21 protein-coding genes are annotated in these 21,565 nt (G+C 74.5%); 10 read left to right on the top strand and 11 right to left on the bottom strand.

Translation table 11 applies throughout. The features are described from left to right. The first annotated feature begins 145 nt into the window (after nucleotides 1-145). Nucleotides 146-1,042 (top strand): alpha/beta fold hydrolase, encoded by an 897-nt coding sequence (locus tag ACTWP5_RS00575; protein ID WP_443218916.1) that lies wholly within the window; start codon nucleotides 146-148, stop codon nucleotides 1,040-1,042. Between the two features lie 480 nt (nucleotides 1,043-1,522). Here the strand turns inward: ACTWP5_RS00575 and ACTWP5_RS00570 are convergent, their stop codons facing one another. The 3 genes from ACTWP5_RS00570 to nth form a co-directional block, all read right to left on the bottom strand. Next, nucleotides 1,523-2,728: a MarP family serine protease gene (locus tag ACTWP5_RS00570; protein WP_443218915.1), complete on the bottom strand. Its 1,206-nt coding sequence runs from the start codon at nucleotides 2,726-2,728 to the stop codon at nucleotides 1,523-1,525. A gap of 140 nt (nucleotides 2,729-2,868) precedes the next feature. Beyond that, on the bottom strand, nucleotides 2,869-3,540 hold the full coding sequence (locus ACTWP5_RS00565) for an NUDIX hydrolase (protein ID WP_443218621.1): 672 nt from the start codon (nucleotides 3,538-3,540) through the stop codon (nucleotides 2,869-2,871). Nucleotides 3,541-3,713: 173 nt separating this feature from the next. Then, entirely contained in the window at nucleotides 3,714-4,661 is a 948-nt protein-coding gene (gene nth / locus ACTWP5_RS00560) for an endonuclease III (RefSeq protein ID WP_443218620.1), read from the bottom strand. 277 nt (nucleotides 4,662-4,938) lie between these two features. On the opposite strand from nth, the gene ACTWP5_RS00555 reads away from it, so the two are divergent. After that, entirely contained in the window at nucleotides 4,939-5,613 is a 675-nt protein-coding gene (locus ACTWP5_RS00555) for a Crp/Fnr family transcriptional regulator (RefSeq protein ID WP_443218619.1), read from the top strand. Nucleotides 5,614-5,723: 110 nt separating this feature from the next. Here the strand turns inward: ACTWP5_RS00555 and ACTWP5_RS00550 are convergent, their stop codons facing one another. The 3 genes from ACTWP5_RS00550 to ACTWP5_RS00540 form a co-directional block, all read right to left on the bottom strand. After that, entirely contained in the window at nucleotides 5,724-7,376 is a 1,653-nt protein-coding gene (locus tag ACTWP5_RS00550; protein WP_443218618.1) for an FG-GAP-like repeat-containing protein, read from the bottom strand. 70 nt (nucleotides 7,377-7,446) lie between these two features. Further along, nucleotides 7,447-8,985 (bottom strand): FG-GAP and VCBS repeat-containing protein, encoded by a 1,539-nt coding sequence (locus ACTWP5_RS00545; protein WP_443218617.1) that lies wholly within the window; start codon nucleotides 8,983-8,985, stop codon nucleotides 7,447-7,449. 99 nt (nucleotides 8,986-9,084) lie between these two features. Then, complete coding sequence (locus ACTWP5_RS00540; protein WP_443218616.1) at nucleotides 9,085-9,915, bottom strand: MBL fold metallo-hydrolase; 831 nt, start codon at nucleotides 9,913-9,915, stop codon at nucleotides 9,085-9,087. A 420-nt stretch (nucleotides 9,916-10,335) separates the two neighbouring features. On the opposite strand from ACTWP5_RS00540, the gene ACTWP5_RS00535 reads away from it, so the two are divergent. Next, complete coding sequence (locus ACTWP5_RS00535) at nucleotides 10,336-10,509, top strand: hypothetical protein (RefSeq protein ID WP_443218615.1); 174 nt, start codon at nucleotides 10,336-10,338, stop codon at nucleotides 10,507-10,509. Between the two features lie 117 nt (nucleotides 10,510-10,626). Here ACTWP5_RS00535 and ACTWP5_RS00530 read toward each other — a convergent pair whose 3' ends face one another. Further along, complete coding sequence (locus ACTWP5_RS00530; RefSeq protein WP_443218914.1) at nucleotides 10,627-10,935, bottom strand: hypothetical protein; 309 nt, start codon at nucleotides 10,933-10,935, stop codon at nucleotides 10,627-10,629. A gap of 5 nt (nucleotides 10,936-10,940) precedes the next feature. Next, nucleotides 10,941-11,441 carry a hypothetical protein gene (locus ACTWP5_RS00525; RefSeq protein WP_443218614.1) on the bottom strand — a complete coding sequence of 167 codons (501 nt, stop codon included), beginning with the start codon at nucleotides 11,439-11,441 and terminating at the stop codon, nucleotides 10,941-10,943. A gap of 79 nt (nucleotides 11,442-11,520) precedes the next feature. Between ACTWP5_RS00525 and ACTWP5_RS00520 the strand changes: the two genes are divergently transcribed. Together ACTWP5_RS00520 and ACTWP5_RS00515 are read left to right on the top strand one after the other, a co-directional pair. Next, nucleotides 11,521-11,919: a PadR family transcriptional regulator gene (locus ACTWP5_RS00520; protein ID WP_443218613.1), complete on the top strand. Its 399-nt coding sequence runs from the start codon at nucleotides 11,521-11,523 to the stop codon at nucleotides 11,917-11,919. Next, nucleotides 11,916-12,710: a permease prefix domain 1-containing protein gene (locus ACTWP5_RS00515; RefSeq protein WP_443218612.1), complete on the top strand. Its 795-nt coding sequence runs from the start codon at nucleotides 11,916-11,918 to the stop codon at nucleotides 12,708-12,710. The genes ACTWP5_RS00520 and ACTWP5_RS00515 overlap by 4 nt, the downstream gene beginning before the upstream one ends. 64 nt (nucleotides 12,711-12,774) lie before the next feature. Here the strand turns inward: ACTWP5_RS00515 and ACTWP5_RS00510 are convergent, their stop codons facing one another. Both ACTWP5_RS00510 and ACTWP5_RS00505 read right to left on the bottom strand, forming a co-directional pair. Then, nucleotides 12,775-13,569, bottom strand: a complete 795-nt coding sequence (locus ACTWP5_RS00510; protein WP_443218611.1) for an SDR family NAD(P)-dependent oxidoreductase — start codon at nucleotides 13,567-13,569, stop codon at nucleotides 12,775-12,777. Nucleotides 13,570-13,739: 170 nt separating this feature from the next. Next, the gene (locus tag ACTWP5_RS00505; RefSeq protein WP_443218610.1) at nucleotides 13,740-14,198 is read right to left on the bottom strand and encodes a MarR family winged helix-turn-helix transcriptional regulator; all 459 of its coding nucleotides are present in this window, start codon (nucleotides 14,196-14,198) and stop codon (nucleotides 13,740-13,742) included. 55 nt (nucleotides 14,199-14,253) lie between these two features. Here ACTWP5_RS00505 and ACTWP5_RS00500 point away from each other — a divergent pair, with 55 nt between their 5' ends. The 5 genes from ACTWP5_RS00500 to ACTWP5_RS00480 all read left to right on the top strand — a co-directional run bounded on the left by ACTWP5_RS00500 (nucleotide 14,254) and on the right by ACTWP5_RS00480 (nucleotide 17,999). Continuing rightward, a complete protein-coding gene (locus tag ACTWP5_RS00500; RefSeq protein ID WP_443218609.1) occupies nucleotides 14,254-14,676 on the top strand; it encodes a MerR family transcriptional regulator in 423 nt (140 codons plus the stop codon). A gap of 83 nt (nucleotides 14,677-14,759) precedes the next feature. After that, nucleotides 14,760-15,119: a thioredoxin family protein gene (locus ACTWP5_RS00495; RefSeq protein ID WP_443218608.1), complete on the top strand. Its 360-nt coding sequence runs from the start codon at nucleotides 14,760-14,762 to the stop codon at nucleotides 15,117-15,119. Between the two features lie 104 nt (nucleotides 15,120-15,223). Beyond that, nucleotides 15,224-15,781, top strand: a complete 558-nt coding sequence (locus tag ACTWP5_RS00490; RefSeq protein WP_443218607.1) for an NADPH-dependent FMN reductase — start codon at nucleotides 15,224-15,226, stop codon at nucleotides 15,779-15,781. A gap of 194 nt (nucleotides 15,782-15,975) precedes the next feature. Then, nucleotides 15,976-17,094: an ATP-binding cassette domain-containing protein gene (locus tag ACTWP5_RS00485; RefSeq protein WP_443218606.1), complete on the top strand. Its 1,119-nt coding sequence runs from the start codon at nucleotides 15,976-15,978 to the stop codon at nucleotides 17,092-17,094. Next, nucleotides 17,091-17,999, top strand: a complete 909-nt coding sequence (locus ACTWP5_RS00480) for an ABC transporter permease (RefSeq protein ID WP_443218605.1) — start codon at nucleotides 17,091-17,093, stop codon at nucleotides 17,997-17,999. The genes ACTWP5_RS00485 and ACTWP5_RS00480 overlap by 4 nt, the downstream gene beginning before the upstream one ends. A gap of 85 nt (nucleotides 18,000-18,084) precedes the next feature. On the opposite strand, the gene ACTWP5_RS00475 is transcribed toward ACTWP5_RS00480, so the two are convergent. Further along, nucleotides 18,085-21,561, bottom strand: coding sequence for an ATP-binding protein (locus ACTWP5_RS00475; RefSeq protein WP_443218604.1), 3,477 nt, complete (start codon nucleotides 21,559-21,561; stop codon nucleotides 18,085-18,087). Nucleotides 21,562-21,565 lie beyond the last annotated feature (4 nt).

Here is a 21,565-nt window from a genome sequence, read left to right as displayed (position 1 = left end):
GGGTGCCAACGGTGCCAGGGACGGCGGGGGCGCCAGCGGCGGGGGCGCCGCGCGTGGGCGTGGTGGAAACGGCGGCGGCGGTCCGCGCCGCGCCGGCGGCCCGGGCGGCCGGAGCGCCGAGAACGCGGGCACCCGCTCCGAGGTCGTGCTGCGTCCGGGCCCCTGGACCCACCGCGACGTGGCCGCCAACGGCGCCCGTTTCCACATCGCCGAGGTCGGCGAGGGCCCGCTGGTGCTGCTGCTCCACGGTTTCCCGCAGTTCTGGTGGGCGTGGCGGCACCAGCTGACCGCCCTGGCCGACGCGGGGTACCGCGCCGTCGCCATGGACCTGCGCGGCGTCGGCGGCTCCGACCGCACGCCGCGCGGCTACGACCCGGCCAACCTCGCCCTCGACGTCACGGGCGTGATCCGTTCCCTCGGCGAGCCCGACGCCGCCCTCGTCGGCCACGACCTCGGCGGCTACCTGGCCTGGACCGCCGCCGTCATGCGGCCCAAGCTGGTCCGCCGCCTGGCCGTGGCCTCGATGCCCCACCCCCGCAACTGGCGCTCCTCCCTGTTGCGCCACCCGCGCCAGACCGCCGCCAGCTCCTACGTCTGGGGCTTCCAACGGCCCTGGCTGCCGGAGCGGCAGCTCGTCGCCGACGACGCGGCGGAGGTGGGACGGCTGATGCGGGAGTGGTCGGGGCCGCGCCAGCCGGATCCGGCGGACGTGGAGACCTACCGCAGGGCGATGACCATCCCCTCGACCGCGCACTGCTCGATCGAGCCCTACCGCTGGCTGGTCCGGTCCATCGCACGCCCGGACGGCCTACAGTTCTACCGGCGGATGAAGCGCCCGGTGCTGGTGCCCACGCTGCACCTGCACGGCTCGCTCGACCCCGTCATACGCACCCGCAGCGCGGCCGGCTCCGGCGAGTACGTGGAGGCGCCCTACCGCTGGCGTCTCTTCGACGGCCTGGGGCACTTCCCGCACGAGGAGGACCCGATCGCCTTCAGCGGCGAGCTCGTCGAGTGGCTGCGCGACCCGGAGCCGGACCGCTGAGGCCGACCGCTCAGCCGGACCCCCGGGAGCCGGACGGGCGAGCCGGGCACGCGAGGACGACAGCTGTCAGGCATATGTCAAGAGCATGAGCCCAGCGAGTTCACCAACGGGTGGTTACTGACCTTGGAGGCCGGGCAGGGACGAGGGTATGGGCTGGACGCACGACTACCGTGACGTGGCACGTGACCCCGGCGGCAACGGAGCCGCCCCCCGGACGGAGCGCGCCGTGCGGCGCGTCTTCGCAGGCCAGGGCACCGTGCCCGATCCTCACATCGGTTTCCCGCACATCCTCAGGCGCAGAGCGCGGTGGGTGGGCGTCCGCCTCAGGCACCCACGCGGCTGACCCGCGACACACGACGGAGAGGGGCCGGGAGGGGCCCGGCGCCGGACCGCGCGGCGGACGCGGCGGCACAACGCGGCGGCACGACGTCGCGGGAGGGCCGCGCGGCGGCCGTGGCGCACACCGTCGCGCGCCGCTTCTCACATCGCGCACCGCAGGCTGTCCACCGGCCGTTCGGCCGCGCGCCCCCGCGCGGCCACGTCCCGCACCTCGTCGGCCGTCAACGCGTACCCCGTGGCGTCGTCGTCGAGCGACTTCGCGAAGACCACCCCGTACACCTCGCCGTCCGGCGTCAGCAGCGGTCCGCCGGAGTTACCCGGCCGGATGGCCGCACGCAGGGAGTACACGTCGCGGCTGACGGTGTCCCTGCGGTAGATGTCCGGGCCGTCGGCCTCGAAGCGGTCGCGCACCCGCGCCGGCCGGACGTCGAACGGGCCGCTGGCGGGGAAGCCGGCCACCACGGCGTCGTCCCCCGTGCCCGCGTCGCCCTCGCTGAACCGCAGCGCGGGAGCCGTGAGGCCCGGCACGTCGAGCACGGCGACGTCGCGCCGGGCGTCGTAGAGCACCACGCGGGCCGGCAGGGCCCGCCGCGTGCCGCCCAGCCGCACCGTGGGCTCGTCGACGCCCCCGACCACGTGCGCGTTGGTCATCACCCGTTCGGCGGCGATGACGAAGCCCGAGCCCTCCAGCACCTTCCCGCAGTCCGGGGCGGTGCCCGAGACGTGGACGACGGACTCCCGCGCGGCGGCCACGGCCGCGCTGCCGGCCGCGACCAGCGCCGGGTCGGGCGGCGGCACCTTCCGGATCGGCTCCTCGCCGAACGGCGAGAACACCTGGGGGAAGCCGTGCCGCGTCATGATCGAGCCGAAGTCGTCGACCCAGGCGTTCGCCTCCTCGGGCACCACCTCGGAGACCCCGAGCAGCACCTGGGAGCCGCGCACCTCGCGGCCGATCCGCGGCAGGGTGGTCGTGGCCAGCGCCGATCCGAGCAGCCAGGCCACCAGCAGCATCGCCAGCACGTTGACCAGCGCGCCGCCCGTGGCGTCCACCGCGCGCGCCGGGGTCCACGTGATCCGCTCGCGCAGCCGGTGGCCCAGGTGCGTCGTGAGGGCCTGCCCGGCGGAGGCGCACACCACGACGACGAGGACGGCCACGACCGTCCCGACGGTGCCCGGCCCGGCGGCGCCCGCCACCTCCCGCCACAGGACGGGGAGGGCGGAGAGCGCGAGCAGGCCGCCACCGACGAAGCCGCTGACGGAGAGCGCGCCGACGACGAAGCCCTGCCGGTACCCCACGACCGCGAAGCAGACCGCCGCGCACAGCAGCAGCGCGTCGAGCGCGTTCATGCTGGCGATGCCCGCCGTGATCCCCGCAGCGATGCCCGTCACTCGACCAGAGTCTCACGGTTTCTCTCCGTGTTCGCCAGCGGTGGCCCCGGCCGTGGGAAGGGGCGGGCGTGGGCGTGCGCGGAGCGGGGGCGCCCGGGTCACGCGTGGTGGTCGAGAGGGATCTCCCGGTCGGCGTTCCACGGCTGCTCCCAGCCGGCGTAGTGCAGGATCCTGTCGATCACGCCGGCGGTGAAGCCCCACACCAGGGTTCCCGCGACCAGGAAACACGGCCCGCGGTACCGGCTCGGGTGCACGGCCGTGCCCCGGTGGCGCGGGTCCGCCAGCTCGGCGACGGACACGGTGAAGACCCGCGCCGTCTCGCGCGGGTCGACGGGCCCGACCGGCGTCGGCTCACGCCACCAGGCCAGCACCGGCGTCACCGAGAAGCCGCTGACCGGGATGTACAGCCGGGGCAGGGTGGCGAAGATCCTGACGCCGGACGGGTCGAGCCCGGTCTCCTCCCTGGCCTCGCGCAGCGCGGCGCGCAGCGCGCCCTCGCCCAGCGGGTCGCCGTCCTCGGGGTCGATGGCGCCGCCGGGGAACGAACACTGCCCGGCGTGCGCCCGCAGCGAGCTCGCCCGCTGGAGCAGCAGCACCTCCGGGCCGTCCACGCCCTCGCCGAACAGCACGAGCACGGCCGAGGGGCGCCCCCCGTCGGGAGGCGGCAGGAAGCTGCTGAGCTGCCGCGGCCGGACCGTGCGCGCCACCTGGGCGACGGGCATCAGCCAGTCCGGTAGCCCCTCGGAGGTGATCTCTGGAGCCGACGTCATCTGCCCTCCGCCTCGTCCCGCGCGCCTCGTCTGCCGTGTCCCCCGCGGCCTCCGGCCCGTCCGCGTGCCTGTGCCGTTCGTGCCGTGTCCGCCGTTGTGCCGTCCGTACCGTGTCTGCCGTCCGTGCCGTGTCTGCCGTCCGTGCCGTCCGTGCCGTCCGTGCCGCGTCCGCGCTAGTCAGGCCGCTCGGCCGGCGGCTGGTCGGCGGGCGGCTGGTCGGGGCCGGGGAGGAGCGGGGCGGCCGGGCGGCCGGGGAAGTCCGGCGGTGGCTTCAGCCGCTGTCCCGGCTGGCCCGCCAGCTCGTACTTCAGGAGCTTCTTCGCCTTCTCCGGGTCCGTCTCGCCCTCACCGTACGCGGGACAGAGCGCGGCCACGGGGCACGCGCCACACGCCGGCCGACGGGCGTGGCAGACGCGTCGCCCGTGGAAGATGACGTGGTGCGAGAGCATCGTCCAGTCCTTCCGGGGGAAGATCTCGCCGACCTCCGCCTCGATCCGGTCCGGATCCGTCGCCTCCGTCCACTTCCAGCGCCGCGCGAGGCGCTGGAAGTGCGTGTCCACGGTGATCCCCGGCCGGCCGAACGCGTTCCCGAGCACGACGTGCGCCGTCTTGCGGCCCACGCCCGGCAGCGTGACGAGGTCCTCCAGACGGCCGGGGACCTCGCCGCCGTACCGCTCGCAGAGGGCGGCGGACAGGCCGATGAGGGACTTCGTCTTGTTCCGGAAGAAGCCGGTGGGGCGGATCAGCTCCTCCAGCTCCGTGGGGTCGGCCAGCGCCATCTCGCGGGGCGTGGGATACGCGGCGAAGAGCCTCGGGGTGGTCTGGTTGACCCGCAGGTCGGTGGTCTGGGCGGAGAGCACGGTGGCCACCAGGAGCTGGAACGGGGACTCGAAGTCCAGCTCCGGGTGCGCGTAGTAGTACACCTCGCCCAGGACGCGGTCGATCTTCCGGGCCCGGCGCACCGTCGCCAGCCGGCTCTCGGTCCGCGGTGTGCGGGCCGGCCGCGGGGTGCGGGGGGTCTTCCTCGGCTCCGCCGCCTTCCTCGTCCCCGCCGTCTCGGGCTTCCGCGGCGCCCTCCCCCGCCGCTGTTCGCTCTCAGCGGAATGCTGTTCTGCGTTCACCCGCCCGGCCCCTCCTTCCTCACACACCTACGCTCGATCCCAAGCGCCCCATCGGGTCCCTGGGCCACCCGGCCAGCCTAAACGCAAGGACTGACGCCGGGCGGCGGTCGGCGCGGAACACGCCTGGTCCGGCCCCTATCGCGAATCCCGCTGTCCTGGTACGCCAAACTTGTGACTGATAGCACTGCCTGAACCGGTTGCCGTCCTGTCCGGCATCATGGAGCGCGTGGGTGGTGACGTACCGGACGCACACCGGTCGACGAGGGAGAGAGAACTGGTGGACGACGTACTGCGGCGGGCCCCGCTGTTCGCGGCCCTGGACGACGAGCAGGCCGCCGAGCTGCGCGCTTCCATGTCCGAGGTGACGCTGGCCCGCGGCGACACGCTGTTCCACGAGGGCGAGCCGGGCGACCGGCTCTACGTCGTCACGGAGGGCAAGGTCAAGCTCCAGCGCACCTCGCCCGACGGCCGGGAGAACATGCTGGCCGTCCTCGGCGCCGGCGAGCTGATCGGCGAGCTGTCGCTGTTCGACCCCGGACCGCGGACCGCCACGGCCATCGCCGTGACCGAGGTCCGGCTGCTCGGCCTCGGCCATCCCGACCTCCAGCCGTGGCTCAAGGCGCGGCCCGAGGTCGCCGCCGCGCTCCTGCGCGCCGTCGCGCGCCGCCTGCGCACCACGAACGACCGCATGTCCGAGCTCGTCTTCTCCGACGTCCCCGGCCGCGTCGCCAAGGCGTTGCTCGACCTCTCGCGCCGCTTCGGCGTCCAGTCGGACGAGGGCATCCACGTGGTCCACGACCTCACGCAGGAGGAGCTGGCCCAGCTGGTCGGCGCCTCCCGCGAGACGGTCAACAAGGCCCTCGCCGACTTCGCCGCCCGCGGCTGGCTGCGGCTGGAGGCGCGCGCCGTCATCCTCCTCGACATCGAGCGCCTCGCCCGCCGCTCCCGCTAGGACGCTGGGACTCCTGGCCCTTCTCCGGTCTCCGGCCGGCCCTTCCCCGGCTTCTTCTCCCGCTGCTCCTGCTCCGCTCCCTCCCCGGGGAGGCCCGTCCAGGGCTGGGCTCAGGGTTGGGCGAAGCTGCGGCCGAAGTGGGTCCCGTACTGGCTGGTCTGGTTGCCGTCCGAGCCGTGGTCGGGCGCCCCGAGGTCGGCGGGCCCGAACGAGGTGATCGTCTCGGTGGACGGACCGTCGGGCGTTCCGTGGAGGATCCAGACGCGGCCGGAGGGGTTGTCGGGAGTGCCGTTGCCGGTCTCTCCGTAGGCGCCGACGGCGAGTTCGGGGTGGCCGTCGCCGTTCATGTCGCCGAGCCAGACGGCGGAGCCGAAGCGGTCGGTGAGTTCGCCGTCGTCGGGGACGCCTTCGGTGTCCTGGTCGACGACGCGCGCGCCGTCGCCGCTTGGCCCGTCCTCGCCGCCGAGGATGAGGGCGACGGCGCCGGTGTCGGTGGTGTCCGCGTTGGCGTTGGTGCCGGGGATGCCGACGGCGAGGTCGGCGAGGCCGTCGCCGTTGACGTCGCCGGCCGCGAGAGCGGAGCCGAACTGGTCGCCCTGGTTCAGCTCGTCCAAGTCGTCGAACCGACCGTCACCGTTCAGGTCCTCCTCGGGCCACTCCCCGCCGTCGCCGGGCAGGCCCACCGTCTCCGAGGTCAGGGCGGTGCCGGGGCCGATCGGCCCGGTGGGCGAGCCGCAGAGCACCTCGACCTCGCCCGCCTTGAACGGCTGGTCCTCGGAGACCTCGCCGACGTCGCGGACGGCGAGGTCGCCGTCGCCGTCCCCGTCGAGGTCGGCGACGATCCCGTTGTCGCTGAAGACCTCGACCGTGGTGGGTTCGAGCGCCACGCCGTCCTCGCCGCCGGCGTAGAACTGGGCCTTGTACTGCATCTCCTCGAACCCCTGGCTGGTGACGACGTCGTCCCGCCCGTCGCCCGTCAGGTCGCCGACCATCACCTCGCCCGGAACGTTGCTGTCGCCGAAGCTGTCGCCGAGGCTGTCCTCACGGCTCGGCTCCCCGTCCCGGGTGAACGGTCCGTACCGCACGGCGAGTCCGTCCTGGGTGCTCACCAGCAGGTCGGTGTGGCCGTCTCCGTCGACGTCGCCGCCCCACACCTGGCCGCCCTCCACCAGGACGCCGCTGGACAGGCCGTCGGGCGACCCCCACAGCACCGCCACGTGGGGCGGGACCCATGTCTCGTCCGACTCGTCCGACTCGTCCGACGTGATCGACACGGTCGCCAACAGGTCGGTGAAGCCGTCGCCGTCGAGGTCGCGGGCGAGGGTTTGCCGACCCAGGAAGCCTGTCTGGCGCAGCAGTTCGCCGAGTTCGCCCTCGCTGGCGCGGCTGATGACCTGGGCGTTGGCGGTGTCGGGTCCGGACTCCGAGCCGTGGACGACGGAGATGGCGCCGGCGAGTGGGGTGTCGTCGACGGTGCTGAGGTGGGCGGGGATGGCGAGGTCGGCCAGGCCGTCGCCGTTGAAGTCGGGAGCGGGCGGGGCGGCCCACTCACCGGCCCGGTCCTCGGCCTGTTGCCCGCCCTGCCCCTCCGCGCGGCACGCCGAGGCCGACGCCTGTTCGCCGTCCGGCGTGTTCCGTTGGCCGGACCGGGGCTCCTCCTCGGTGCCGCAGGCCGTGAGCGCCGCCGACGCCGCCAGCGCCGTCGCAGTGGTCAGTAAGACCGTGAACCGTCCGGTCGGTGACGTCCTGGTGCGTCGTCGCATGGACCCTCCCCGTGCGTTGTTCGAATTGGCTCAGGTTAGGCGGGCGCGGCGGTTCGGCGCGCGGGCTGGCTCAGGGTTGGGCGAAGCTGTGGCCGAAGTGTGTTCCGTACCGGGTGGCCTGGTTGCCGTCCGAGCCGTGTTCGGGTGCTCCGAGGTCGGCGGGCCCGAAGGTGGTCACGGTGTCCGTGGATGGTCCGGTGGGCGTTCCGTGGAGGATCCAGACGCGGCCGGAGGGGTTGTCGGGAGTGCCGTTGCCGGTCTCTCCGTAGGCGCCGACGGCGAGTTCGGGGTGGCCGTCGCCGTTCATGTCGCCGAGCCAGACGGCGGAGCCGAAGCGGTCGGTGAGTTCGCCGTCGTCGGGGACGCCTTCGGTGTCCTGGTCGAGGAGGAGTGCGTTGTCGCCGGTGGGTCCGTCGTGGCTGCCGAGGATGAGGGCGACGGCGCCGGTGTCGGTGGTGTCCGCGTTGGCGTTGGTGCCGGGGATGCCGACGGCGAGGTCGGCGAGGCCGTCGCCGTTGACGTCGCCGGCCGCGAGAGCGGAGCCGAACTGGTCGCCCTGGTCCTCGTCGACGCCGTCCGCGTCGTCCCACACCCCGTCATCCCCGGTCAGGCCCACCGTCTCCGGCGTCAGGGCGGTGCCCGGGACGACCGGTCCCGAGGGCGAGCCGCACGGCACCTCCACCTCGCCGGCCTTGAAGACCTTGTCCTCCGACACGTCGGTGACGTCGCGGACGGCGAGGTCGCCGTCGCCGTCCCCGTCGAAGTCGGCGACGAGCCCGTTGTCGCTGTACAGCTCCAGCAGGGTGTGGTCCGACGCCACGCCCTCCTCGCCGCCGAGGTAGAGACGGGCCTGCTCCTGGAGGTCCTCGTACGCGTCGCTCGTGACGAGGTCGTCCCGGCCGTCGCCGGTCAGGTCGCCCACGATCGACTCGTCCGGGGGGCCGCCGTCGCCGAAGTGGCCGCCGAGGTCGTCCGTGCGACGCGGCTGGCCGTCCCGGCTGATCGGCCCGTACCAGACGTGCAGCCCCTCGCGGGCGCTCAGCACCAGGTCGGTGTGGCCGTCGCCGTCGAGGTCGCCGCCGCTCGCCTCGTAGCCCTCCAGCAGCGTGCCGCTCGACAGGCCCTCCTCCGAGCCCCACATCAGGGCCAGCAGGGGCGGTGCCTCCCAGTCCTCGGAGGGGTTCTCCATGCTGGCCAGCAGGTCGGTGAAGCCGTCGCCGTCGAGGTCGCGGGCCAGGGTGTCCTCCCCGAGACGGGTGCCCTGGCGCAGCAGTTCGCCGAGTTCGCCCTCGCTGGCGCGGCTGATGACCTGGGCGTTGGCGGTGTCGGGTCCGGACTCCGAGCCGTGGACGACGGAGATGGCGCCGGCGAGTGGGGTGTCGTCGACGGTGCTGAGGTGGGCGGGGATGGCGAGGTCGGCCAGGCCGTCGCCGTTGAAGTCGGGAGCGGGCGGGGCGGCCCACTCACCGGCCCGGTCCTCGGCCTGTTCCCCGGCCTGCCCCTCCGCGCGGCACGCCGAGGCCGACGCCTGTTCGCCGTCCGGCGTGTTCCGTTGGCCGGACCGGGGCTCCTCGTCGGCGCCGCAGGCCGTGAGCGACGCGAGGGCCACCGCTGTGGCCGTCGCGGTGGTCAGTAACGCCGCGAGCCGCGTGGTCCGTCGGGCCGTGGCGCGTCGTACGGGCCTTACCCGTGGCCGTGTTCGCATGGCTCAGGCTAGGCCGTGCTCCCGCAGGTACTCCAGCTGTGCGCGGACCGACAGCTCGGCCGCCGGCCACAGCGAGCGGTCCACGTCCGCGTAGACGTGCGCGACGATCTCGGCCGGCGTGAGGTGGCCGGCCTCCACGGCGGTCTCCACCTCGGCGAGGCGCTTGGCGCGGTGGACCAGGTAGTAGTCGATGGCGCCCTGCGCGTCGGCCAGCACGGGGCCGTGCCCCGGCAGCACCGTGCGCACGCCGTCGTCCACGGTCAGGGAGCGCAGTCGGCGCAGGGAGTCGAGGTAGTCGCCGAGCCGGCCGTCGGGGTGGGCCACCATCGTGGTGCCCCGCCCCAGCACCGTGTCGCCCGTGAGGACGGCGCCGTCGGCCGGCAGCAGGAACGACAGGGAGTCCTCGGTGTGCCCCGGCGTCGGCACCGCCCGCAGCTCCAGGCCGCCGACGACGATCGCCTGACCTGCGCCGAGGCCCTCCTCGCCGAGGCGTTCCCGGGCGTCGAGCGCCCGCACGGGCGTGTCGGTCAGCTCGGCGAAGCGCGCCGCGCCACCGGAGTGGTCGGGGTGGTGGTGGGTGAGGAGCGTCAGCGCGACGCGGCGTCCCGCCTGTTCCACGGTCCGGACGACGCGCCGCAGGTGCTCCTCGTCCTCGGGCCCCGGGTCCACGACCACGGCCAGCTCGGAGTCCGGCTCGGCGAGGATCCACGTGTTCGTGCCGTCGAGCGTCATGGGGGAGGGGTTCGGCGCGAGAACGCACTCGGCGCGCGGTGTGGCCCGGCCGTCCAACGATCCGATCCTGGGCCGCCCGGGAAGGCTCGCTGCCTCGCTCATGCGGCGATGCTACGCCGCCGCCGGGCGTTCGGCTGAACCGCACACGACAAGATCGGGCGGGCGCCCTTCGGCTGTCCTGACAGCGTCAGGACAGCCGCGACCTGCGAGGTGGGCTCCCTGTGCCGGTGATTACCCGGCCAGGTGCTGGGGGTCGCCGTCCGACCCTGTGGCCTTCCGGCCTCTCAGCCCGGCCCACGAGCTCGATCACTCGATCTCGTTGCCTCGATCAGTTCCCTCGATCTCGTTCGCCGGTCGAGCTCCCTCGCTCGCCCCGCAGGCCATTTCAGAGTAATTCGTCCTAAAGTGGAACGTCAAGATTCGTCTGCCCGCCGCACGGGCAGACGCGAGACGGAGCCCCGACAGACGGGCAGACAAGCAGGCAGAGACAGGCAGGCAGAGGAGACAGAGGAGACAGGTCGCATGTCCAAGCACCACCATCCCCGCTCCGGTTCCTTCAGCGAGCAGGAGTCCAGCAGGAACTCCGAGACCCAGAAGCGCGCCCGCCAGGAGCTGCGCGAGAGGCGCGTGACCATGGCCAAGACCCACGGCAAGACCCAGAAGGCCACGATCCGCCACCGCTACCGCACGCAGTAGCCCCGCCCCGGCGGCGGGGACGCGGCCGGCGGGCGAGGAAGTCCGCGCGAGGATGCTGGTTCACGGACGATCCTGGGCGATCGCGAACGATCGCGAACGATCCCCGAGCTGAACGCGTCACCGCGCTCCCGGCGGCCCGCCGTTGGCCGCTCCCGTGTCGTCCGTACCCTCCGTTCCGTCCGTGCCGTCCGCGCGGAGTCGTCGCAGCGCCAGCAGGCCGCCGACGCCCGGGATCACGGACAGCCAGCGGGCGGCGCGGGAGGCCGTCGGGGTCATGAGGGTCAGGGCGATGGCGGCGAGGTACGCCGTGCCGTGGAGGGGGCCGACGAGGGAGGCGACCGGCTCCGCGTGGACGCTGAGGAGGTTGGCCAGCAGGACCACGAGGGAGGCGGCCTCGGCCGCCGCGGCGGCGCGGAGCGCGCGCATGGTGGTCACGCTCCCGTCGTCGATCCCGGGCGGACGATCATCAGGACGACGACGACCGCCCACAGGAGGTTGAAGACGCCGGTCAGGGCGGTCAGGCGGACGGCCGTGCGGTCGTCCCGGCGCGTGTCGGCGTCGGCGTCGGCCTCGGCGGGTGTGGCGGTGGCGCCGTCGGCCACGCCGTCGCCGTCAGCGGCCGGGGCGAGCGCGAGGAGGCGCTGCTGTGCGGGGAGGATCGCGAGCGTCAGCAGGGCCGCCGCGATCGCCGTCAGGACCAGTGAGGCGACGAGCCAGGCGTCGGTGAGGACGCCGAGTTGGGCGCCGGTCGCGATGCCGAAGACCGGAACGGCGATGCCGACGACCGCGTAGCCGCGGCATATCCGGTGCAGCAGGGGCGTGCTCGGGGCGTCCGTGCGCGCGTGGCGGGGGAAGAGCGAGGCGGCCACGGCGATGGGGCCGACCGTGAGAATCGCCGCGAGGACGTGCAGGGACAGCAGCAGCTTGGTCATGGAGGGCTCCCATGTCTGTGGATATGTTGGCTGCCAATACATAGCACGTCTACGCATCGAGTGAGTAGGCTGTCAACCTATGAAGGCGGACGCGGTACGGGGACATCTCGACGCCCTGCTGCTGGCGGTGCTGGAGTCGGGCCCGTTGCACGGGTACGCGATCATCGCCGCGGTGCAGCAGCGCAGCGGGGGCGCGTTGGAGCTGCGCACGGGCACGATCTATCCGGCGCTCAACCGGCTGGAGCGGCTCGGCCTGCTGCGCAGCAGCTGGCAGTCGGTCGGCGAGCGCAGACGGCGGTGCTACGAGCTCACCGAGGCGGGGCGTGGCGGCCTGGCGAGCGAGCGGGCGGCGTGGCGGGAGTTCACCGCCGCGATCGGCTCGGTGCTGAACCCGGTGACGGGCCCGATGGCCGGCCCTCTGGCCGGGCCGGCGTCGCGGCCGGGGAACGGGCCGACGGCCGGGCCGGTGACGGCGTGACGGCCACGGGGCGGGCGGACGCCGGGCGCGCGCACGCCGGACGCGCGAACGCAGGGCGGGCGAACGCAGGGCAGGCGGACGCAGGGCGGGACGACGCAGGGCGGGACGACGCAGGGCGGGACGACGCCGTCGCGGCGCACGCGGCGGCGCTGGCCGCCGCGCTGCACGGTCCGGCCCGCGCCAAGGCCCGGATGGTCGAGGAGATACGCGACGGGCTCGCCGACACGGTCGCCGCCTACACCCGCGACGGATGGCCCTACGACCGCGCCGCCGAGCAGGCCGTCGAGGAGTTCGGCACTCCCGACGAGCTCGCGCCGAGCTGCCAACGCGAGCTGACCGTCGCCCAGACCCGCCACACGGCGTGGACCCTCGCCCTCACCACGCCGTTCCTGTTCGCCTGCTGGTACCTGATCTGGGCCGCTGGGGCGGCGCGCGTCGCGGAGGGGCCGCTGCCGCGCGCCGTCCAGCTGCTCGCGCTCAACCTGGCCGGTGTCGCCGCCACCGCCGCGTTGCTCGGCGTCGTGGCCCTGGCGACCACGGGTGCCCTCGGCCGGCGGCTGCGCAGGCCGCCGCGGCGGCTGTCGTGGGCGGTGGCCTGGTTCGGGACGGTCGCGAGCGTCGCCATGGTCGTCGCCACACTCGCCCTGGCGCTGCTGTCCCCGCTGGCGGCCACCTGGCCGCTGCTCGCCCTCGCTCTCGCGCTGAGCGCCGCGGCCCACGCCCTGGTCGCCTCCTCGGCGCGTGCCTGCCGGCGGTGCGCCCGCCTGACGGCGCTGGTGGGAGCGCCCTGAGCGGCGGCGCGCGGAACGCGGGGGGCGGCGCGGCGCGACGGTCAGCCCCGCGCCCGCCCGGGTGTCAGAGCAGGACGCCGTGGGCTGAGCGGGTGGTGGAGGAGCCCTCGCGGATGGCCTCTCCGGTGACGGAACGGTTGGCGGGCGAGCCGAGGAAGGTGACGAGGGCCGCGACGTCCTCGGGATCCGAGAGGCGGTGGGTGAGGGTGGAGGCGGCGGTGCGGGCGAGGACGTCGGCGGGCATGCGGTCGCGGTTGGCCCGGGTGAGCGTGAAGCCGACGGCGACGGTGTTGACCAGGATGCCCTCCTGCCCCAGGTCCCAGGCCAGGCAGCGGGCGAAGCCGTGCAGGCCGGCCTTGGCCGCGCCGTAGGACCACGCCCCCGGGACGCCCTCCTCGGCGATGCCGGAGGAGAGGAGGACGACGCGGCCGTCGGCACGCCCGCGCATCGCGGGGAGGGCGGCGCGCACGGTGGCCATCGTGCCGTCGAGGTTGGCGCGCAGCTCGGACTGCCAGTCGGCGGGGTCCGCGTCCTCGAACCGCAGGCCGCGCCGCGGAGGGCCGCTTCGCGGCCACTCGACGGCGTTGGCGACGAGCGTGTCGATGCCACCCCACCGGTCGCGTACCGCGGCGACGGCGGCGTCGATCGTGGCGTGGTCGGTGAGGTCGAGCGGCAACGGCAGCGCCTCGCCGCCCGCCTCCCTCACCCGTCGCGCGACGGCGTCGGCACGGTCGGCGCCGGATCGGTACGTCAGCGCGACGCGGGCGCCCTCGGCGCCGAGGGCGACGGCGATGGCCTCGCCGATGCCGCTGGAGGCGCCCGTGACGAGCGCGGTGCGGCCGTGAAGTCCCAGGTCCATGGGTGATCCTCCGTCGGGGATGTCGGAACGCCGCCGAGCCGTGGCGTGGCCCGGCGCGTGGGCGCGGCAGGGGAAGCCCTCCAGGACTTGCCTAGCCGGCTAGCTAATATTACATAGCCGGCTAAAGAAACGCCGTGAACGGGCGGAGGAGGCGTGGGGGAGGCGGCGCGCTAGTCGCGTGGGGCGGCCGAGCAGTTCGGAGGGGAGGTGAGGTTGGAGCTGACGCGTGTCAGGGTGTGCAGGAGCGCGTCGACCTCGGCCGTGGTCAGGCCGGCGACGGCCTGGCGCGCGACGGACTCCAGCCCCGCCGGGACGACCGCCTCCAGCTCCCTGCCCCGCTCCGTGAGGAAGACGAGGACGCGACGCCGGTCCGCCGGGTCGGGCTCGCGGCGCACGAAGCCGGCGCTCTGCATGCGCCGCACGGTGCGGACCACCGTCGGTCCCTCGACGCCCAGCCGCTCCGTGAGCCCGCCGACGGTCTGCCCGTCCTCCCGCCAGAGCTCCAGCAGCAGGTAGTGCTGGCCGAAGTGGAGGCCGTGCTCTTCCAGCATCCGGCTCGTGCTGGCGTACACGGCCTTGAAGGCGCTCTTCACCGCGTGTGTGACCTGCCCGGCCTCCCGTCCCTCCACGTCGACGACTCTAACCTCTGGCCCTGACGTGGGCGTCAACGCGTAGCGTCGGCTCATGCGGATCGGAGAACTGGCGGCGCGGGCCGGGACGACGGCGCGGGCGCTGCGCTACTACGAGGCCCGAGGGCTGATCACCGCACGGCGTGACGGCAGCGGCCATCGGACGTACGGCGAGGACGACCTGCGGCTGCTGCGGCAGATCCGCCTCCTGAAGGACTTCGGCTTCGAGCTGGAGGAGACCCGTCCGTTCGTCGAGTGCCTGCGCGCCGGGAATCCGACGGGCGACTGCTGTCCGGCGTCGATCGAGGCGTACCGCAGCAAGCTCGCCGAGCTGGACGCCTGCATCGAGCAGCTGTGGGAGGTCAGGGAGAGCATCCGGGAGCGCCTGGCCCGTGCCGAGTCCGCCGCGGCGGGCGGGGCGGCCGGCGGGACGGCGGGCGTCGAGGGCGCCGGACGAGGAAGGAGTGAGGGACGGTGACGGAGGGCTGGACCGGGACCGAGACGGATAGCGGGACCGATAGCGGGGCCGAGAGCGAGGCAAGGGCACAGGCGGGGGCAGCGGTGACCCGTGGGACCAGCGGCGTGGACGGGGCGACGACGGGCGTCGTCGCCGAGGTGACCGACGAGACGTTCGCCGGGGAGGTGCTGGCCTCGCCGCTGCCGGTGCTGGTGACGTTCACCGCCACCTGGTGCCCGCCGTGCCGGATGGTGGCCCCGGTCCTCGCCGCGATCGCGGCGGAACGGGCGGGCAGCCTGCGGATCGTGAGCGTCGACGTCGACCACAACCCGCGGACGACGGCCGCCTACGGGGTGCTCGGCACGCCGACGATGGTGGTCTTCCGCGAGGGCGAGCCGCTGCGGACGGTCGTGGGCGCGCACTCGCGGAACCGGCTGCTCGCCGAGCTCGCCGACGTGCTGTGACGCCGTGGCCCCGACGCCACCCGGGCCCCCGCTAGATCCGATCTAGCGGGGGCCCGCGCCGTTCTCGCGCCTGAAGGGTGAGAGGTGCGAGAGGAGGTGCGGCGTTGGCCGACGCCGAGGCCCTGCGCATCGCCGTGATCATCGGGAGCACGCGCGAGGGGCGGGCGGGTGAGCGCATCGCGGAGTGGTTCGTCGCGCGTGCGCGGCGGCGGCGCGAGGTCGAGGTGGAGGTCGTGGACCTCGCCGACTACGACTTCCCCGGCCGGCTGCCCTCGCACCCGACGCCCGCGATGGTGCGGTTCACCGAGGCCGTCGCCCACGCGGAGGCGTTCGTCGTCGTCACCCCGGAGTACAACCGTAGTTTCCCGGCCTCCCTCAAACAGGCCATCGACTACGCCTACGAGGAGTGGCACGCCAAGCCCGTGGGATTCGTCTCCTACGGCAGCCGGTCCAACGGCCTGTACGCGGTCGAGGGTCTGCGGTGCGTCTTCGCCGAGCTCCACGTCGTGACGTTACGGGACGGGGTGAGCCTCGACCTGCTCGCGGGCGAGGAGGTCGGCACGGAGGAGATGGAACGGGACGCGGACGCGCTGCTCGGTGAACTGGCGTGGTGGGGGCTGGCGCTGCGGGAGGCGCGGGAGCGACGACCCTACGTCGTCTAGCCGCGAGCGACGAGTCCTCCCGGAGTCCGGTTCCCCACTGGGGGACGGGAGTTCGAGTAAGGCTCTAGCAGGATCCGATGCGGACAGGGACGCACGCGAACGAAGCGGACGGCACAACGGGACAACGACACAAAGGCACAACGGCACCACGACACGAACGGCACACCAGCGAGATCGAGGAGAGAGGTAAGGAGATGAGCGGGAACAACGGCGGGCTGGCGATCGAAACGTCAGGACTCGTCAAGATCTTCGGCGAGAACCGGGCGGTCGACGGCGTCGACCTCGCCGTGCCCGCCGGCACGGTGTACGGCGTGCTCGGGCCCAACGGCGCGGGCAAGACCACCACGGTCAAGATGCTCGCCACCCTGCTGCGCCCCGACGGCGGCCAGGCGCGCGTCTTCGGGCTCGACGTCGTGCGCGACGCGCCCGCCGTGCGCGGCAGGGTCAGCCTGACGGGGCAGTACGCCTCGGTGGACGAGGACCTCACCGGCACGGAGAACCTCGTGCTGCTCGGCCGTCTCTGCGGCTACGGCAAGCCGACCGCCCGCCGCCGCGCCGAGGAGCTGTTGGAGGCGTTCGGGCTGACCGCGGCCGCCGGCCGCCAGGCGAAGCACTACTCGGGTGGCATGCGCCGTCGGCTCGACATCGCCGCCAGCATCATCAACACGCCCGATCTCCTCTTCCTCGACGAGCCGACCACCGGGCTCGACCCCCGTGCCCGCAACCAGGTGTGGGACATCGTCCGCGCGGTGGTGGGCCGCGGCACGACCGTGCTGCTCACCACGCAGTACCTCGACGAGGCCGACCGGCTGGCCGGCCGCATCGCCGTCATCGACTCCGGCAGGGTCATCGCCGAGGGCACCCCGGGACAGCTGAAGTCGTCGATCGGGGCGGGCTCCGTCCACGTGCGGCTGCGCGACCCGGAGCAGCGGGCGGAGGCGCAGCGCCTGATCGCCCAGGAGCTCGACGCCGAGGTGGTGCTCGACTCCGACCCCGTCGCCCTCACGGCCCGCCTCATGGCCGCCGGCGGCGGGAACGGCGGCGGGGCCGTGGCCGGGACCGCGGGCGGGAACGCGGGCGGGAACGGCGTCACCGGTGACGGCGGCGACACGGGCGCCGCGGAGCAGGCCGCGCGGGCGCTCGGCGAGCTCGCGCGGCACGGAATCATCGTCGACGACTTCTCCCTGGGTCAGCCCAGCCTCGACGAGGTCTTCCTGGCGCTGACGGACAGGACCGCGAGCGACGGCTCGACGAGCGCGTCGAGCGGCGACTCCACCAGCAACGACGCGAAGAAGAGGGAGGTTGTGGCATGAGTGCCGGCACCGAGACCACGGCGAAGGCCACCGAGGAGGAACCCCGGGACAACGGCGGGCCGAGCGGAGCCGAGAAGGCGGCGGAGGAGGCGTTCGTGCCCACCGCCGCCGCGATCCAGGCGGTCCTGACCTCGGACGAACGGCCGCAGCGCCCCAGCGCGTGGTCCGCCTCGCTGACGTTCGGGTGGCGGGCGATGCTGAAGATCAAGCACGTGCCCGAGCAGCTCTTCGACATCTCGGCCTTCCCGATCCTGATGACGCTGATGTTCACCTACCTCTTCGGTGGGGCGTTGGCGGGCTCGCCGAGCGAGTACCTCCAGTACCTGCTGCCGGGGATCATGGTGATGAGCGTGATCATGACGACGGTGTACACCGGCCTGGCGATCAACGCCGACATCCAGAAGGGCATCTTCGACCGCTTCCGCACCCTGCCGGTGTGGCGGCCCGCCCCGATGGTCGGGTATCTGCTGGGCGACGCGTTCCGTTACGCCATCGCCTCCGCGGTGATCCTCGTCGTGGGCATGGTGCTGGGCTACCGGCCCGACGGTGGGGTCCTCGGCGTGCTCGGCGGCATCGGGCTGCTGGTGGCGTTCTCGTTCGCCTTCTCGTGGATGTGGACCCTGGTCGGGATGCTGGTGCGCACGGAGCGGGCCGTGATGAGCATCAGCATGATGGTGATCTTCCCGCTGAGTTTCCTCAGCAACATCCTGGTCGATCCGGAGACCACGCCGGGCTGGGTGCAGGGCTTCGTCGAGGTGAACCCGGTGACCCACCTGGTGGCGGCCGTGCGCAGCCTGATGGACGGGGACGTCGCGATGGACGAGGTCGCGTGGGTCGCGGTGGCCGGCGCGCTGCTGATCGCGGTCTTCGGGACGCTGACGATGCGGCTGTACAACCGCAAGTGACGCCCCCCGGGCCCCCAGCACCCCCGGGCACCCCGGCACCCGCCGGTGTCCCAACCGGCCCGCACCGCGGGGCCGTCGCGCGGCGTCACAGGCGCCAGCGCGGCGGCTCCTGCGGGGTGGGCCGGTACGCGCAGTGGGTGCCGGTGGTGACGGTGGCCCTCAGGTGGGCGGCGAGCTCGGGGTGGCGGTCGTCGAGGCGGCGGAGGGTGTCGCGGATGCGGGCCGTCACGGTCTTCCGCGCCCGCTCCGCCTCGTCGCCCAGCCGCCGGGTCCTGCCGGCCAGGCCGGCCGCCGCCCGCAGCTCGGCCAGGAGGGCGGCCCGTTCGGTGTCGAGGCGGGCCGCGCGCTCGTCCTCGCCCACGCCCGTGGCCTGGTCGATCTCCTCGTCGAGCCGGGCGAGGTGACGGCGGTAGCGGGCCTTGGCCTCCTCGTCGAGCACGGGGTCGCCGCCCATGCGCCGGGATGTCCCGTCGACCGCGGCGAGGTCGGCGGCGGCGATGTCGGCGCCGGGGGCGCCGAGCAGCTGGTGGAGGTCGCGCAGGCCCTTGGCGTCGGGCACGTGGACGGTGCGGCCCGCGTAGCGCAACGTCCAGACCGCGCCGTCGAAGCGGAACTCGTTCGCGGCGGGCCGGGGTTCGGCCTGCCGCTCCCGGTCAGGCCGCGGGTCCCGGTCACGCCCCTGAACCGGGCCACCCTCCGGGCCTGGCAGCGGTCCCGGCCGTCCCACGGTCCCTTCGGCGGGCACCGTGGCCGCGACCGCCCGCGCCCCCGCCCCGGCCACGAGGTGGCGCATGCCGAGTGCGGCGGCCTCGCGCGCCACCTCACCCCGGAGCGACGCCGCCGCGTCGGCGTCCCCCGGACCGTCCCGGGCGAGCAGCGCCCGCGCCAGGCGGGCACGCGCCTCGACGGACCAGGGTCTGGCGCCCAGCGCCTCGGCGGTCCGCGCGGCGGCGGTGAAGCCCTCGACCGCCGCGTCCCACCGCTCCTGCGCGGCGTCGACCACCGCCACCCACAGCACCATCGGCCCGCTGACGTCGAAGCCCCACATCGACACCGCCCACAGCCCCTCGGCGGCGTACGGCGCGAGCGCGGACCGCGCCCGCTCGCACAGCGCCGGGTCGCGCGAGGCCGCCGCAGCCAGCGCCTGGAAGCGCAGCCACAGCGGGCGCATGCTCCGGGGGAACGGATCGTCCCGCGCGCCGCCCCGGGCCCGGATCTGCTCGTGGAGCCGCAGCACCGTCGCCGTGTCGCCACGGCAGGCGGCGGTGATGCCGGCGATCAGCTCCGCCCGGTGGTACCGCCGCGTCGTCGCCGGGTCGGCGAGCAGCTCGTCCAGCTCCCCGAACCTGCCCTGGAGCAGCAGCATCGCCCACCGCAGGTGGATGCCGAAGTACGCGTACTGCTCCTCCTGGGCGTGGTGCCCGCGCCGGCCCTCCTCCCGCCCCGCCAGCCCCTCCACCCGCCGCTGGTGGAGCTCCGCCTCCTCGAAGCGGCCCTGGAGGGTGGCGATGATGCACTGGTCCACCGCGGCCGAGAACTGGAAGCGCGGCACGCCCAGCAGCTCGACGACGGTCACGAACTCGCGGAACTGCTCCAGGTACCGGGCGTCGCCGAGCTCCAGCAGCGCCACCCACCGCAGGGACATCGCGAAGTGCTCCAGCTCGCGGTTGTCGGTGCGCCGCGCCACCGCGATCATCTCGGCGGTCAGCGCCTCCCGCTCCGCCGCCGTGCCCGTGCCCCACACCGCGTCGTGACGGGCCGCCAGGCTGAACGCGAGCGCCTCGTCGTCGGCGCCGCGGCGGGCCAGCACGGCGCTGCGGATCGTCAGCCGGTGCGCCAGCTCGTTGAGCGCGTCGTCCTCGGTGGCACCGTCCGACGGGGCGCCGTCCGACGGGGTGCCGTCCGACGGGGCGGCCGGCGTCGGCTCCTCGCCGAGCGCGGCACCCGCCTCGCGCAGCAGCCGCGCGGTCAGCTCCCGGTCGGCCGCCTCCGTCCCGACCCAGAACGTGGTCCGGAAGAGCGAGAGCGCGACGCGCGCCAGCAGTTCGGGGTCCTCCAGCCGCCGCGCCTCGTCCGCCACCTCGCGGAAGAGCGGCAACGCCTCGGCCCGCACCGCCTCGTCCGCGCCCGCGTGGTGCAGCTCCTGCACGAGCAGCAGCCCGGCCCTGACGCGCTCACGAGGGCTGACGGCCCCCGCCACCTCGTAGGCCCGGCGCAGGTGGCCCACCGACTCGGCGAACGCCATCCGCCCCAGCGCGTCGGCGGCGGCGTCCCGCAGCAGCGCCAGCACGCGCTCGGGCGGCAGCGCGTCGCCCGCGAGCAGGCCGTGCCGGGCGAGCTCCGCCGGCAGCGCGTCCACCCGGTCCGCGAGGCCGGGCTGGCCGTCCAGCGCCCGCACCACGGCGGCGTGCCGGCGCCGCGCGCCGGCCGGGTCGCGCTCGCGGTGGTCCTCGTAGAGCGTCTCCCGCACCAGGTCGTGTGCGAACGCGAACCGTCCCGCGCCGAGCGGCGTCACCAGGCGCGCCGCCACCGCCTGGTCCAGCGTCCTGTCGGCCTCCGCCGACGGGACGCCCTCGGTGGCCGCCAGCAGCCGGCGGTGGAACTCGCGGCCGAGGACCGCCGCCCCGGTCAGCAGCGTCGCCACCGGCCGTGGCAGCAGCGACAGGCGGCGGCGCACCGTGTCCCTGACGCCGGGCGGGATCGCGGCCAGCGCCTCGGGGCGGTGGCCGCGGCTGTGCCACAGGCGGGCCGTCTGCTCGACGAAGAACGGGTTCCCGCCGCTGCGCCGGTGCACCTCCGCCGCCAGTTCGGGGCCCGGGTCCCTGCCGCCCGCGCGGGCCATCAGCGCGGCGACGCCGGCCACGTCGAGGCCGGTCAGGCTCACGGTGGTGGCCTTGGCCGCCAGCCGCGCCTCCACGTCGGACTCCGCGCCCTCCGCCTCCCGGTAGGTGCCCACCAGCAGCAGCCGCTCGAACCAGGCGTGCTGGGCGGCGAACCGCAGCAGGTGGAGGGAGTCGGCGTCGGCCCAGTGCAGGTCCTCCAGGACCACGACGACCGGCCGGTGGTGGGAGGCGGAGACCAGCAGCGTCGTGACGGCGTCGTAGACCTGGAAGCTGTCGTCGGCGGCGGGGCCGTGCCCGGCGTCCTCGGCGGTCGCGCCCTTCCCGGCGTCCCCGCCGGGCGCTCCGGGCCCGCCGCCCGTGGGCCCTCCGCCCGCGGGCTCGCCGAGCAGGACCGACAGCGCCCTCCCGGTCCCGCCGCCCGCCGCCTCGCGGGCCGCCGCCCACTCCCCGGGGCTCGCCGCGCGCCGCAGCGCCCGCACCACCTGCACCCACGGCCAGTACCCGGGGGCGCTGCCCGACTCCCAGCAGGCGCCGCCGAACACCCAGGCGCCGCGCCTCCTGGCCTCCCGCGCCGCGCTGGTGACCAGCGTGGTCTTGCCGATGCCGGCCTCGCCGGTGACGAGCACGAGGCCGCCGTGGCTGGCCACGGCGCGGTCGATCTGGGCGCGCAACACGCCCGCGGCGTGATCCCGCCCGATGAGCTCGTCAAACGCGGACAAGTCT

Origin of the sequence: Streptomyces sp. 4N509B, from assembly GCF_052245655.1 — a bacterium.
In the GTDB taxonomy this organism is placed as follows: Bacteria; Actinomycetota; Actinomycetes; order Streptomycetales; family Streptomycetaceae; genus Streptomyces.
The sequence above is the reverse complement of the archived record's forward strand: the minus strand, read 5'-3'. Positions and strand labels throughout refer to the sequence as shown.

What these genes read in the sequence shown, in the direction of transcription:
- ACTWP5_RS00485 (WP_443218606.1), top strand. Translation starts at nt 15,976, where the DNA reads ATGAGCGGGAACAACGGCGGGCTGGCGATCGAAACGTCAGGACTCGTC.
- ACTWP5_RS00565 (WP_443218621.1), bottom strand. Translation starts at nt 3,540, where the DNA reads ATGACGTCGGCTCCAGAGATCACCTCCGAGGGGCTACCGGACTGGCTG.
- ACTWP5_RS00570 (WP_443218915.1), bottom strand. Translation starts at nt 2,728, where the DNA reads ATGAACGCGCTCGACGCGCTGCTGCTGTGCGCGGCGGTCTGCTTCGCG.
- ACTWP5_RS00520 (WP_443218613.1), top strand. Translation starts at nt 11,521, where the DNA reads ATGAAGGCGGACGCGGTACGGGGACATCTCGACGCCCTGCTGCTGGCG.
- ACTWP5_RS00535 (WP_443218615.1), top strand. Translation starts at nt 10,336, where the DNA reads ATGTCCAAGCACCACCATCCCCGCTCCGGTTCCTTCAGCGAGCAGGAG.
- ACTWP5_RS00525 (WP_443218614.1), bottom strand. Translation starts at nt 11,441, where the DNA reads ATGACCAAGCTGCTGCTGTCCCTGCACGTCCTCGCGGCGATTCTCACG.
- ACTWP5_RS00500 (WP_443218609.1), top strand. Translation starts at nt 14,254, where the DNA reads ATGCGGATCGGAGAACTGGCGGCGCGGGCCGGGACGACGGCGCGGGCG.
- ACTWP5_RS00550 (WP_443218618.1), bottom strand. Translation starts at nt 7,376, where the DNA reads ATGCGACGACGCACCAGGACGTCACCGACCGGACGGTTCACGGTCTTA.
- ACTWP5_RS00540 (WP_443218616.1), bottom strand. Translation starts at nt 9,915, where the DNA reads ATGAGCGAGGCAGCGAGCCTTCCCGGGCGGCCCAGGATCGGATCGTTG.
- ACTWP5_RS00530 (WP_443218914.1), bottom strand. Translation starts at nt 10,935, where the DNA reads ATGCGCGCGCTCCGCGCCGCCGCGGCGGCCGAGGCCGCCTCCCTCGTG.
- ACTWP5_RS00510 (WP_443218611.1), bottom strand. Translation starts at nt 13,569, where the DNA reads ATGGACCTGGGACTTCACGGCCGCACCGCGCTCGTCACGGGCGCCTCC.
- ACTWP5_RS00480 (WP_443218605.1), top strand. Translation starts at nt 17,091, where the DNA reads ATGAGTGCCGGCACCGAGACCACGGCGAAGGCCACCGAGGAGGAACCC.